The following is a 12,781-nucleotide window of genomic DNA, read 5'->3' on the forward strand; positions in this document are numbered from 1 at the left end:
TCGACAAGATCGAGTTATGGATACTTAAGGCAATACAAGCATCAATCAATATTATTAGTATGGCTACCAATACCGAAACGATACTCGTCCATGAAGGACAGCAATTCAACCAGACATCTGCAGTAACTACTCCAATCTATCAGACATCCACATACATTGCAGATCCTGACCCAACGGAATACATCAAGGCTGCTACCGAACCGAAACACCCTTATTTTTATCATCGTCATGGCAACCCGACGAATAGCCAAGTAGCGTCCATCCTAGCAAAATTGGAAAAAACGGAGGATGCACTTGTATTTGCAACAGGTATGGCAGCGATCAGTACAGCCATATTGGCCATCGTTAAATCGGGCGATCATATTGTCGCCCAACATGCACATTATTCCGGAACAGCTATTTTCTTTAAAGAGTTCCTAACGGATTATGGCATCACGGTTACGGCTGTGGATCAAACAGATGTTTCAGCGTTTGAAAAAGCTATTCAGGCAAATACCAAGCTGATTTATATAGAGACTCCATCGAATCCAAATCTCAACATTAGCGATTTAAAAGCACTCGGAGAGCTTGCCAAACAGCATGGAATCCAGAGCATGGTTGATAATACATTTGCGTCCCCTATCAACCAAACCCCCACAGATTTTGGAATAGACGTCGTTGTTCACAGCGCCACGAAATATTTGGGCGGACACAGCGACCTCACTGCAGGTATCGTCTGCGGTACGCGGAACTATATCGCCAGCGTATGGAAACGATCCGTCGCTTTGGGAGCATCACTCGCACCGCTTGATTCTTGGTTACTATTACGGGGATTGAAAACATTAAGTCTACGCGTCAAACAGATCAATATAAATGCACTGAAGCTGGCCGAATTTCTGGATCAACATCCAAAAATCAAAAAAGTCAGTTATCCTGGATTACCCAATCATCCACAACATGAGCTCGCAGCCCAACAAATGAACGGTTTCTCGGGTATGCTTTGCATCGATGTCAATGGTAAAGATGAAGAAGAGGCATTTTTAAATGCGCAGAAACTCATCAATGGGCTGCATATATTTATCAATGCAGCCAGTTTGGGAGGGGTCGAATCGCTTATTGTACACCCCGCGAGTATGTGGGGCGGTCATCATACGAAGGAACAGAAAGAAGCTTCCGGAATCACGCTAGGCATGTTGCGCATCTCTGTTGGAATTGAGCATGCCGATGATCTAATCGCCGACTTAAAACAGGCATTAGACCAGCTTAACTAGGACTTGTGTGGTAAGTCGTTATCAAAAAAGACAAAAAATAAGGGGAATAACATGTTCATGTTATTCCCCTTACTGTACCTATGTCTTATGAAAGTACGCGGGTACCATCGGCAATCCTGACCTGAATAACCGAAAGTTCTTTATCAAATTTCTGTTTGTATTCTTTTTCGAGTGTTGGCAAAATTGAAGGTAATACACCTTCTTTGACGATATTGATTGTACAGCCACCGAAACCGCCACCCATCATTCGGGCACCGATCACCTCAGGAAATTGCTTGACGTAATCCACTAAATAATCCAGTTCCGGACAACTGACTTCATACACTTTACTTAATCCCTCATGGCTCTGAAAAATATACTGTCCAAGCTGAACAACATCTCCTGAACGTAGTGCATCACACGATTTCTCTACGCGTTCATTCTCACGGACCACAAAGCTAGCTTTCGCATAAATATCGGCATCTTTATCTTTCACCAATTCATCAAGCATCGCTATGGTTACATCACGCAGGTTCTTGACTTCCGGGTATTTTTCCTGTACCCATGCAGACGCCTGTTCGCATTGTTCACGACGTGTATTGTAAGCTGTAGAAGCTAATGAGTGTTTTACGTTTGTATTCAATAACACAACTTCATAACCCTTAAGATCAAGTGGAACATACTCGAAACCCAAAGTACGGCAATCCAGTTTGATGACATTTTTCTCTTTACCAAAGGCTGAAGCAAACTGATCCATGATACCACACATCACACCAGCATAGGTATGTTCGGCCTTTTGTGCAATCTGTGGAATCTCAAGTCGTTCGACCTGCAAATCGAACAATTCGCTGAGTGCTAAGGTAACGGCACATTCAACGGCTGCTGAAGACGATAATCCGGCTCCCAATGGCACATCGCCATCGATATACAGGTTGAATCCACCTAGCGTTGCCCCACGTTTCTGATACTGATCAACTACCCCGAGAATATAGTTTGGCCAATGTTTTTCTGAGATTGCAATATCTGCTAGTTTTACCTCATGACGCTCTTTATAATCTTCCGCATAAAGCACAATGTTATCATCCGATCGCTTACTTACAGCAACGTATATTGCTTTGTCAATTGCGGCAGGCAATACAAATCCATCGTTATAATCCGTATGTTCTCCAATAATATTAATCCGTCCGGGGGAAGTAACGACAAGAGGTTCCTCCTGGTAGAGTTCTTTAAATTTATTTACAATTGTATCTTTTGTTATCATCTTATTTAGCTTTATAATGTACTGTCGAACAATTTCGCAACTGTTCTGCGGCAACTTCCGGTGTGATATCACGTTGTGGATTTGCTAGCATCTCATAACCTACCATAAACTTTTTAACAGTAGCAGAACGTAACAGTGGCGGATAAAAGTGCATATGCCAGTGCCACTCCGGGTGGTCTCCATCATTTACCGGCGCTTGATGCATTCCTGCAGAATAGGGGAAGGATGTTTTGAAGAGATTGTCATAACGCGTTGTCAGCAACTTGAGGATAGCGGCAAAATCCGTCTTTTCCTTTTCGTCAAACCCAGCAATGTTTTGGATAGATCGTTTGCTGACAATCATCGTTTCGTAAGGCCAGGCAGCCCAAAAAGGGACTAGAGAAACAAAAGAATCATTTTCGTCAATAATGCGCTCCTCTTTTCTCAACTCTGCTTTAACATAATCTGATAGGATTGTACGTTGATATTTATTGAAATATTGCTGTTGTTGAACGCATTCTTTTTGGATTTCTACAGGCAAATGATTTTGTGACCAGATCTGTCCGTGGGGATGTGGATTACTACAGCCCATGATCGCACCTTTATTTTCGAAAATTTGAATGTATTTGATCCAGTCAACCTTGGACAGTTCAACAAATTCCTTCTGCCAAAGATCAATCACTGATTTGATTGCGGCCTGATCCATTTCGGGTAGTGTAAGATCGTGGCGTGGAGTGAATGCAATTACCTTACAGATCCCTCTTTCGGTCTCTGCGACAAATAATTCATCCTCATTAAATTCTTGCTGGCTTGTATCTTTTAATAAAGCCGAGAAATCGTTCACGAAGACAAAACTTTCTTTATAATCTGGATTGATATCACCGTCTGCTCGTTTATTTGTCGGACACAAATAGCATTGTGGATCATATTCCGGTCTATTATCCCCGGGAAGATCCTCCACTTGCCCTTGCCATGGTCTTTTACTACGATGCGGAGACACAAGTACTTTTTCCCCGGTAAGAATATTAACACGTGTGTGGGGAGAGTCCCCAAAGTTTAAAGTTGATTGCATGTTATGTATAACTGGTGTACAGAATACACAATTATAGCTATATTAACTCAAAAGTCAAAGGGGATTTTTTAGGCTTTAAACTTTGGGTCTTGCGCTTTTAGCAATTCGAATATGGTAATTTCAGGCAGAATTCCAACGCGTCCCGGATAACCCAAAAAACCATAGCCGACATTAACATATAATCGTTTGTTCTGTTGTTCACGATATAGCCCTGCCCATTCCTTATAGATATATTGTACTGGACTCCATTGCAACATCTCGGATCTTACGCCAAATTGCATACCGTGTGTATGTCCGGCAAACATCACATCCACGTCGGTATCCAATACCTGAGCCCGCCAATGCGACGGGTCGTGAGATAACAGCAACTTGACAGGCTGCTCTTCGGTACCCATTAAAGCTTTCTTGATATCACCATGTTTCGGAAAACGGCCTGTGCCCCAATTCTGAACCCCGACAATACAAAGCTCTTCACCGTCGACCTTAATCTTGCGATTTTCATCCATTAACAGATCCCAGCCCATGATTTTATGAACATCGATCACATCCTTGAGGTTCTTGCGTTTAGCAGGAGAATCTTCTTTACCATAATAATAGTCACCATAGTCATGGTTACCTAATGTAGAAAACACACCTAAATCAGATTTCACACGAGCAAAAATATCTTGATAACCGCGCATTTCAGAAGCTTGGGCATTCACAATATCACCGGTAAAAAATGTCACATCAGCCTTTTCCTTTAAAAGCATATCAATACCACCGTTGACAGCCTTTTTATTGTAGAAAGATCCCGAGTGCACATCTGAAATCTGCGCGATGGTCATTCCATGAAATGCTTTGGGCAAATTTGGCAAATACAACGGTACTCTCCTTACACGATAGTCGTAGGCTCCTGAAATAATACCCCAGCTCAATGGTATCAAGGGTGAGGCACCGACCAGAATACCAGCTTTGGTCAAAAACTCGGATCGGCTAATCCCTTTCACCGGATTTTCCGGTAAAGGGTCTCCGGCATCTTCAACTAGGTCTTCAATAGATCTCTTTTTTGTAAATAGACGTTTTAACCATACACCACCGCGTCGGATATCATCAATTAACAAAATCAAAAAGAAAAATATCTTTGATGCGGCAGTCAGAAAAAAGGCGACTAAAATAACCGACCGTACGATTAAAGGAATACTATATTGTGCTGAGATAAAAACCCCTAATAGTAGTAAAACAGAATAAGACCACCAGAGGATGGAAAATAATTTTGTTTTGGGAAATTTGATCTTCGTTGCACGGAGCGCAAAGAAAATATAAAAATCCAATATGAGTAATACACACGCGTTTACGAACAACATCTTTTACCTATTTTAGTTTTTGGCATTGAGTGCCAATTGTTTTAAAGACTCGATCCATTTGGGATCATCGTTAAGACTTTCTACCAAACAAACCTCTTCTCCACCTAAGTGCTTAAATTCATTAGCATATTCCACGCCAATTTCATCAATGGTCTCGATACAATCCGCCACAAAAGCAGGACTGAAAATTAATAACTTCTTATAACCTTTCGCGGCAAGGTCGTGCAACAAATCCGAGGTATACGGCTGTATCCAGGGCTCTTTACCTAGCCGGGATTGAAAGCAAAGCGAATATTGTTCTTTTTTTAAACCAAGCTTTGCAGCTATCGTCCGTGTTGTTGCATAACATTGCGAGAGATAGCAATATGAATTGGCTGTCGTTTTACAGGAATCACAGCCTGCTTCGGGACATTTAAGTTGACCTGTCGGATCCACTTTGCCTAGCTGCCGCACAGGAAGGCCATGATAGCTAAAAACAAAATGGTCAAAACTTTCCAAATCGTGCCTGCGGGCATGATCTGCATAAGTTTCTGCCATCAAATCGTCAGTACAGAAATTGCTTACGAAACTGATTTCCGGTAGATAATTCCATTTGCGGATTAGCTCCATGACACGATCAATGACCGAGCCCGATGTTGCTGAAGCGTACTGTGGAAATAAAGGGATTACGCGAATGGACTCCAAAAATAGACCTTCCATATTTTTCAATGCAGCCTCAATCGATGGGTTTTGGTAACGCATCGCTAATTCGACATGGTATTCTTCTCCCAATGCCTCTTGAAGCAGATCACGTTGCAAAATACTGTAATGCATCAAAGGTGATCCCGTTTCTTTATCCCAGATCGTTTCGTATACTTTTGCAGATTTGGGAGCACGGGTACGTGCAATGATTCCCTTTACCAATAAGGTTCGTTGAAAATAAGGAATATCAATGACGCGTGGGTCCATTAAGAACTCCGTTAAATACTTTTTTACATCTGGAGTAGTGGGACTATCAGGTGTACCCAATTGTACTAAAAGAATACCTTTTTTGCCTTTATTGCTCATAGCTTACAAAGCTACGCAAAAAAGAATGCACTCGGGATCTAAACCGCTGAATTATGAAATATCTGTGACGGGTAATTGTGCTTATAATGCTTCTAAACTTGCTTTTACGTCTTTCATCAACCACATTGGCGTAGAAGTAGCGCCACAGATACCAATACGATCGTTTTCAGCAAAGACCGAAGCATCTAATTCTGCTGGATCAGAAATAAAATAACTAGCGGGATTGGCGTTTTGACAAACTTCAAACAATACCTTTCCATTGGAGGATTTCTTGCCCGATACAAAGACGATTTTATCGTATTGTCTGGCAAAAGCGCCAAGATCTTCGTATCGATTGGAAACTTGTCGACAGATGGTATCATTGGCCTTTACTTCATACCCGCGCTTGATAAGTTCATCTTTGATCGCATAAAATTTATCTACACTTTTTGTTGTCTGGCTATATAGGGTAAATGAGGCCGGCAATTCGACCTGATCCAATTCGGAAATATCCTGAAAAACCAAGGCTTCATTATTTGTCTGCCCCTGCAAACCGATCACTTCAGCATGCCCATGCTTTCCGAAGATTAAAATTTTGTCCTTTTGATCGAACGAGGTTTTTATACGGTTCTGCAATTTAAGCACCACTGGACAAGAGGCATCTATCAAGGTAATGTTATTTTCCAAAGCAATGCGATAGGTTTCGGGCGCTTCACCGTGGGCACGGATCAATACCTTTTCATTGCTCAACGTTGGCAGAACAGCATGGTCGATAATCCGTAAACCTTTTGCTTTCAATCGAGCAACTTCCTCATCATTATGAACAATATCTCCCAAACAATAAAGATACCCCTCTTCCGCCAAGATCTCCTCCGCCATATCAATAGCGTATACCACTCCAAAGCAAAAGCCTGAATCTTTATCGATGTCTACTGTTAGATTTAATGCCATAATATCACAAAGTTACATATTCGTATTGAACTTAGATAAATTGTTTTATTACTTTTCTAGTAACGGTCACATACAAAGCCTTGTTACATACCGAGAAAAAACAGCTGATTAGGAGCATGCGAAACGTCTATTTCAATATAACCATATTTTCGAGGCGTATAAGATTTAGCGATAAGGATCACATCAGCCAGTTGGCTTATCAATAATTGTGTCTATATGAAGCGTAATGATATTGCATATGAAAAGCAATTTATCTAATTTTGCAAAAAAATTAAAATAATGGCAACTAACAGAACTTTTACGATGATCAAACCTGACGCAGTAGCGAACGGTCACATCGGTGCAATCTTAAACGATATCATTGCTGGTGGTTTTAAAATCATTGCAATGAAATACATCCAACTTTCTCAAGAGACAGCTGGTGCATTCTATGCAGTACACAAAGAGCGTCCTTTCTATGGTGAGTTGGTAAAATTTATGACTTCAGGTCCTATTGTTGCTGCAATCTTGGAAAAAGATAATGCTGTTGAAGATTTCCGTACGTTGATCGGCGCGACTAATCCTGCTGATGCAGCGGAAGGTACAATCCGTAACAAATATGCTAAATCTATTGACGCAAACGCTATCCATGGATCGGATTCAGATGAGAATGCTGCTATCGAAGGAAACTTCTTCTTCTCTCAATTTGAAAGATTCTAGTCGTTAGAAACAACATAAAAAAAAGCGCTTTACAAATTGTAAAGCGCTTTTTTTTATGTTGTTTCCTTCTCACTCTCGAGTAAAATAGAACCTTCAACCGGTTCACCGAACCGTCGGCCCTAACGACAGCACGAAGGAGTATGTTAAAAGTTTCTTTGACCTAGATATTCATCCTCCTTGGCGGTCATCTTTGCTTTATCTGCCGGCTTTTTATCCGGATAGCCACACAGGTGCATTACACCATGAATGATAATCCGATGAAGCTCGTCACGCACATCAACCTTAAATTTTTCGGCATTCTCCTGAATACGTTCCACGCTGATAAAAATATCACCAGCGATGGTGTCATCATATTCGGAAGAATCAAAAGTAACGATATCAGTATAGGTATCGTGATTTAAATACTGCTTATTGATTTCAAGTAAGTAAGCATCCGAGCAAAGGATAAAACTCAATTCGCCTACACGTTTAAATCCTTCGGATTTGATGGCATCAGCAATCCATTGACGAATCTTTCCCTTTTCTTTTAATTTGAAATCCGTATCCTCGGTAAAAAATAATATGCTCTTCATCCTTCTATTTTTTATTCATTTTTGTTTGACTTATCAGTCGTTGTGTATCTAAAAATTACGGCTATCCATGTAGCTTTGCAAAATGATCGTTGCAGACACGGTATCAATTAGTCCTTTTTGTTGACGGTCCTTCTTTTTTTTCCCACTTTGTGCAATCGCTGCAGAAGCCATTTTAGAAGTAAAACGCTCATCTATTTCGGCGACAGCAATTGCGGGATAAGTCTTCTTCAGTTTCCGAATAAAACCGACAACATGCTGTGCGGATTCCGAATCTGTCCCATCCAGCTGCCGTGGCTTGCCTACAACAAACGTTTCCACCTGTTCTGTCTGTAAATAATCAGCTAAGTATGTCCAGATATCCTGCGGATGTACTGTCGTCAATGCTGTAGCGATAATTTGCATTGGATCGGTCACCGCAACCCCTATTCGTTTTGTACCGTAATCAAAGGCCATCAATCTCATGGATATATATTTTTTACAAAAATACAAAGTAGTCCTGAGTATTACACAGGAAGATTTAATATTTCAATTGGACTCCGCTTTCTAATACATTCTCTTCTCGTTTTTGATCTTTTAATTTTGATCTTTTAATCAAAAAAAACTATAACTTTGATAGACTATTTAACAACGACAAGCTAACTTGCTTTTTGAGGCAATAGATCACCGAATTCAATCTGATCATAGCGGGCCTATAGACTTACCTATAGGCACACTGATCAAAACAACATCAAAAGCAATGCGGCATTTGGCTGTGCGAAATCGGAAGAATAAATATTTAAACAAATGAAAAAAACACTTATTGCCAGTTTCCTTTTGGCCTTATGCTTGAGTACACATGCTCAAAGTAAATATGAGCAACAAATTACCGCTCTTCGTGAAAAAAAAGCCACTGAATTGGCGAAAGAACAATATGGCCCATTGAAATCAGATCAAGTAGCATTTTTGGATTACTTTCCCGTAGATGCGGGCTATAAAGTCAACGCCAAAATTGAAGTTTTGTTTGACGAACCGGTATTTCGGATGCCAACCTACGATGGCACAAGCAACGAGTACAAACGCTACGCCATCATTACCTTTACTCTTCATGGAAAACAACATACGTTGAATATCTACCAAAGTGTCGCATTATTTCAAAATCCAGCATACAAAAACCATTTATTTTTACCATTTTTAGATTTAACAAATGGTCAGGAAAGCTATAGTGGGGGCCGGTATATTGATTTATCAACAGACGACATTAAAGGAAACAATGTTGAGATAGACTTTAACAAAGCCTATAATCCGTATTGCGCTTATAGCAATGGCTACCGTTGCCCAGTCCCCCCAGTTGAGAACAATTTAGAAACAAAAATTATGGCCGGAGAAAAAGCATTTCATAAGTCAAAGAATGAAAGACCAGTCAACCTTAACGCAGGACAGGAGTTCAGTGCTGCCGACAAGAAAATCATTTTATCAGGAGATGAAAATGCAATTCTTCGCGTATTGCAAACAACAGACGATAAAGATCTGAAAGTTTTAAAAGCTACAAGCAGTGATGTCAAATACAACGACCCATTGATTGAGTCTCTTTCCAAAAGAATGTTCGCGACTGTACGTGATCCCAATCACCCCGGTGTAGGCATTGCAGCGCCACAAATCGGTATAAATAAAAATCTAATCTGGGTACAGCGATTTGACAAACCAGATCAACCATTTGAATTTTATGTAAATCCTAAAATTTTATGGCGCTCCAAACTGAAACGCAAAGGCGCCGAAGGCTGTCTTTCTATCCCTAATCGTAAAGAGGATGTATTACGGAGTTATGCTATCCGCCTACAATACATCAATAAAGAAGGTAAAGTTATCGAAGAAAATATCGAGGGTTTTACTGCTGTTATTTTTCAGCACGAAACGGATCATCTTTTCGGCATTCTATTTCCAGATCGACTGGAAGAGCAAAGCAAAGAAGCCTATGCGCCGTTGAATGACAAGATTGAGTTTTCTATCCAACCCACAACATTGACGCCATAATTTCTAGCCCCAGTATCAAGGGCCAAATCATAAGTATATAAATTGTGATTTGATGATAGTACAAAAAGAGCCCCCATGAACGAATTCGTGGGGGCTCCATATTTATTATGGAATCTACTTGAGTTAGATCAATCCTTTTTCGGCCAATAACTCCGCTACCTGAACTGCATTTGTTGCAGCACCTTTACGTAAGTTATCCGCTACTACCCACATGTTAAGGGTATTTGGCTGAGATTCATCACGACGGATACGTCCTACAAAAACCTCATCTCTGCCGTGTGCATCCTTTGGCATTGGATATTGTAATGACGCAGGATCGTCAACAACAATACAGCCACTTTGCGCCGCTAAAGCTGCACGTACATCATTCAAATCAAAGTCATTTTCAAATTCGATATTCAATGATTCCGAGTGTCCTCCCATAACTGGAATACGCACTGTCGTTGCAGTTACTTTAATAGAATCATCACGCATGATTTTATTTGTTTCCAAAATCATCTTCATTTCCTCTTTCGTGTATCCATTTTCTTGAAAAACATCAATATGAGGAATAACGTTCAAATCAATCTGATAAGGATAAGCTTTTTCACCATCTTTTCCGGCACGTTCATCCATTAACTGGTTAACGGCCTTAACACCAGTACCTGTTACAGATTGGTAAGTAGAAACTACAACACGTTTGATTTTATATTTATCATGTAATGGCTTTAAAGCCACCACCATTTGTATAGTTGAGCAATTCGGGTTTGCAATAATCTTGTCTTCAGCAGATAACACATCGCCATTTACTTCTGGAACCACCAACTTTTTCGTTGGGTCCATACGCCATGCCGAAGAATTGTCGATCACTGTAATTCCAGCTTCAGCAAATTTAGGCGCGAATTCTTTCGAGGTATCACCACCAGCAGAAAATAACGCAACATCAGGTTTCAAAGCAATAGCCTCAGATGGTGTAACCACCTTATACTTCTTTCCCTTGAATTCAATTTCCTTACCCTTACTACGCTCTGAAGCTACTGGAATTAATTCTGTTACTGGGAAATTTCGCGCCGCCAACACGGTTAGCATCTCAGTACCTACAAGGCCTGTTGCGCCGACTACTGCCACTTTCATTTTTGTCTGTGTTTAAATTGTGTATATAAAATTGTTATTTGATTTTGTTTTTAGTTGATTCTTGAAGAATGAATTCTTCAAATTTAAAAAATATTCCCTAATTCCACTATTAAAATAACAAAATATTACTCCCTCTGCTAAAAATATCACAACATTAAGAATTTTTCCTCCATAATTGCTAAAAAAGAAATCCGTGCATCCCATAACTATTGCTAAAAATCAAGATTAAAGCAATTCAAAAAAAATAAAAATTTTCGCTGCTTATTCAAAAAAAAAGAACAAACGATTGAAACAGTTTAAAATCTCATAAAAACAGTCCCAAGAGTCTAAAAATTAGCATTTTTTCCCTACTTCCTAAAAGGCCACAAAGTTGATAGATACTGAAAAGCCTTTATATTTGCATCATAAACCGCCATGGTTGAAATTTCATTTTTCATTACATGATGAAACGTAAATTATGTCAGGCTAGATCTTATCATATCGATAGGAAGAAACGAGCGAAGCGATTCATTTATATTCTTGAGCATGGACACTCATTATAGTGAAAGCAGGAGCTTCATAAAATAAAACTTACAAATGAAAGAAAGCATTATTATCATTGGTGCAAATGGCCAGATCGGCACAGAATTAGCTATCGCCTTGCGCAAAAAATTTGGTGCAGAGAATGTTGTAACCACTGACATTAGAGAACCACAGATTAAAAGCCCTGACGAAAATTTCGAAATCGCTAATGTCCTTGACAAAAATGGACTCGAGACATTATTTCAACAATATAAACCTACTCAAGTATATCTATTAGCTGCCATGCTTTCGGCTACAGGTGAAAAATACCCTGAGAAGGCTTGGGAATTGAATATGAATGGTCTATTGAATGTTCTTGATCTAGCCGTAAGCTATAAAGTTTCAAAGATATTTTGGCCAAGCTCAATCGCTGTTTTTGGACCGCATTCTCCGAAAACAAATACCGAACAATATTGCGTAATGGATCCGAACACGATTTATGGTATCAGCAAACTCGCAGGTGAGCGTCTCATTGAATGGTATCAGGAACACCGCGGTCTGGATATTCGCAGTGTCCGCTATCCGGGCATCATTTCTTGGAAAACGGAACCAGGAGGTGGCACAACGGATTATGCAGTCGATATTTTTTATGAAGCATTAAAAACCGGGACATACGCCTGCTTCTTATCTGAAAACACAGCATTACCCATGTTATATATGGAAGATGCCATCCGTGGTACACTCGAATTAATGGATGCACCGAAGGAAAGCCTAAGCATTCGCCACAGTTATAACCTTGGTGGTATTACATTTACTCCAAAAGAACTTGCACAAGAAATTAAAAAAATTCTTCCTAATTTTGCAATCTCTTACATCGAGAACGATCCAAGACAACAGATTGCCGATTCATGGCCTGCTAGTCTAGATGATTCTTATGCGAGAGAAGACTGGAACTGGACGCCGGAATTTGACATCCAGAAGATGACAGTCGACATGATTGAAAATCTTAAAAACAAAATATAACA

The 12,781-nt window shown here is 40.1% G+C and carries 12 protein-coding genes; 4 read left to right on the forward strand and 8 right to left on the reverse strand.

From position 1 onward, the window contains the following. Positions 1-59: 59 nt before the first annotated feature. The gene (locus GVK91_RS06270; protein WP_153844428.1) at positions 60-1,250 is read left to right on the forward strand and encodes a PLP-dependent aspartate aminotransferase family protein; all 1,191 of its coding nucleotides are present in this window, start codon (positions 60-62) and stop codon (positions 1,248-1,250) included. A gap of 85 nt (positions 1,251-1,335) precedes the next feature. Here the strand turns inward: GVK91_RS06270 and galK are convergent, their stop codons facing one another. The 5 genes from galK to GVK91_RS06295 all read right to left on the reverse strand — a co-directional run bounded on the left by galK (position 1,336) and on the right by GVK91_RS06295 (position 6,861). Next, positions 1,336-2,490 (reverse strand): galactokinase, encoded by a 1,155-nt coding sequence (gene galK / locus GVK91_RS06275; protein WP_153844429.1) that lies wholly within the window; start codon positions 2,488-2,490, stop codon positions 1,336-1,338. 1 nt (position 2,491) lies between these two features. Further along, entirely contained in the window at positions 2,492-3,541 is a 1,050-nt protein-coding gene (locus tag GVK91_RS06280) for a UDP-glucose--hexose-1-phosphate uridylyltransferase (protein WP_153844430.1), read from the reverse strand. Between the two features lie 68 nt (positions 3,542-3,609). Beyond that, complete coding sequence (locus GVK91_RS06285; protein WP_159727492.1) at positions 3,610-4,884, reverse strand: metallophosphoesterase; 1,275 nt, start codon at positions 4,882-4,884, stop codon at positions 3,610-3,612. Between the two features lie 12 nt (positions 4,885-4,896). Continuing rightward, positions 4,897-5,931 (reverse strand): ferrochelatase, encoded by a 1,035-nt coding sequence (gene hemH, locus GVK91_RS06290; RefSeq protein WP_088163255.1) that lies wholly within the window; start codon positions 5,929-5,931, stop codon positions 4,897-4,899. Positions 5,932-6,012: 81 nt separating this feature from the next. Beyond that, positions 6,013-6,861 (reverse strand): 4-hydroxy-3-methylbut-2-enyl diphosphate reductase, encoded by an 849-nt coding sequence (locus GVK91_RS06295; protein WP_159727494.1) that lies wholly within the window; start codon positions 6,859-6,861, stop codon positions 6,013-6,015. A gap of 279 nt (positions 6,862-7,140) precedes the next feature. Between GVK91_RS06295 and GVK91_RS06300 the strand changes: the two genes are divergently transcribed. Continuing rightward, positions 7,141-7,560 (forward strand): nucleoside-diphosphate kinase, encoded by a 420-nt coding sequence (locus GVK91_RS06300; protein WP_075994543.1) that lies wholly within the window; start codon positions 7,141-7,143, stop codon positions 7,558-7,560. 143 nt (positions 7,561-7,703) lie between these two features. Here GVK91_RS06300 and ybeY read toward each other — a convergent pair whose 3' ends face one another. Together ybeY and ruvX are read right to left on the reverse strand one after the other, a co-directional pair. Next, entirely contained in the window at positions 7,704-8,132 is a 429-nt protein-coding gene (ybeY, locus tag GVK91_RS06305) for an rRNA maturation RNase YbeY (RefSeq protein WP_153844432.1), read from the reverse strand. Positions 8,133-8,180: 48 nt separating this feature from the next. Beyond that, the gene (gene ruvX / locus GVK91_RS06310; RefSeq protein WP_046671589.1) at positions 8,181-8,594 is read right to left on the reverse strand and encodes a Holliday junction resolvase RuvX; all 414 of its coding nucleotides are present in this window, start codon (positions 8,592-8,594) and stop codon (positions 8,181-8,183) included. A 321-nt stretch (positions 8,595-8,915) separates the two neighbouring features. On the opposite strand from ruvX, the gene def reads away from it, so the two are divergent. Then, positions 8,916-10,142, forward strand: coding sequence for a peptide deformylase (gene def, locus GVK91_RS06315; protein WP_159727496.1), 1,227 nt, complete (start codon positions 8,916-8,918; stop codon positions 10,140-10,142). Between the two features lie 123 nt (positions 10,143-10,265). Here def and GVK91_RS06320 read toward each other — a convergent pair whose 3' ends face one another. Continuing rightward, positions 10,266-11,255, reverse strand: coding sequence for an aspartate-semialdehyde dehydrogenase (locus tag GVK91_RS06320; protein WP_088163260.1), 990 nt, complete (start codon positions 11,253-11,255; stop codon positions 10,266-10,268). Positions 11,256-11,831: 576 nt separating this feature from the next. Here GVK91_RS06320 and GVK91_RS06325 point away from each other — a divergent pair. Further along, entirely contained in the window at positions 11,832-12,779 is a 948-nt protein-coding gene (locus tag GVK91_RS06325; protein ID WP_159727498.1) for an NAD-dependent epimerase/dehydratase family protein, read from the forward strand. Positions 12,780-12,781: the final 2 nt, after the last annotated feature.

The organism is Sphingobacterium sp. 18053 (assembly GCF_902706145.1).
Classification (GTDB): Bacteria; Bacteroidota; Bacteroidia; order Sphingobacteriales; family Sphingobacteriaceae; genus Sphingobacterium; species Sphingobacterium paramultivorum.

What these genes read in the sequence shown, in the direction of transcription:
- GVK91_RS06270 (WP_153844428.1), top strand. Translation starts at nt 60, where the DNA reads ATGGCTACCAATACCGAAACGATACTCGTCCATGAAGGACAGCAATTC.
- galK (WP_153844429.1), bottom strand. Translation starts at nt 2,490, where the DNA reads ATGATAACAAAAGATACAATTGTAAATAAATTTAAAGAACTCTACCAG.
- GVK91_RS06280 (WP_153844430.1), bottom strand. Translation starts at nt 3,541, where the DNA reads ATGCAATCAACTTTAAACTTTGGGGACTCTCCCCACACACGTGTTAAT.
- GVK91_RS06285 (WP_159727492.1), bottom strand. Translation starts at nt 4,884, where the DNA reads ATGTTGTTCGTAAACGCGTGTGTATTACTCATATTGGATTTTTATATT.
- hemH (WP_088163255.1), bottom strand. Translation starts at nt 5,931, where the DNA reads ATGAGCAATAAAGGCAAAAAAGGTATTCTTTTAGTACAATTGGGTACA.
- GVK91_RS06295 (WP_159727494.1), bottom strand. Translation starts at nt 6,861, where the DNA reads ATGGCATTAAATCTAACAGTAGACATCGATAAAGATTCAGGCTTTTGC.
- GVK91_RS06300 (WP_075994543.1), top strand. Translation starts at nt 7,141, where the DNA reads ATGGCAACTAACAGAACTTTTACGATGATCAAACCTGACGCAGTAGCG.
- ybeY (WP_153844432.1), bottom strand. Translation starts at nt 8,132, where the DNA reads ATGAAGAGCATATTATTTTTTACCGAGGATACGGATTTCAAATTAAAA.
- ruvX (WP_046671589.1), bottom strand. Translation starts at nt 8,594, where the DNA reads ATGAGATTGATGGCCTTTGATTACGGTACAAAACGAATAGGGGTTGCG.
- def (WP_159727496.1), top strand. Translation starts at nt 8,916, where the DNA reads ATGAAAAAAACACTTATTGCCAGTTTCCTTTTGGCCTTATGCTTGAGT.
- GVK91_RS06320 (WP_088163260.1), bottom strand. Translation starts at nt 11,255, where the DNA reads ATGAAAGTGGCAGTAGTCGGCGCAACAGGCCTTGTAGGTACTGAGATG.
- GVK91_RS06325 (WP_159727498.1), top strand. Translation starts at nt 11,832, where the DNA reads ATGAAAGAAAGCATTATTATCATTGGTGCAAATGGCCAGATCGGCACA.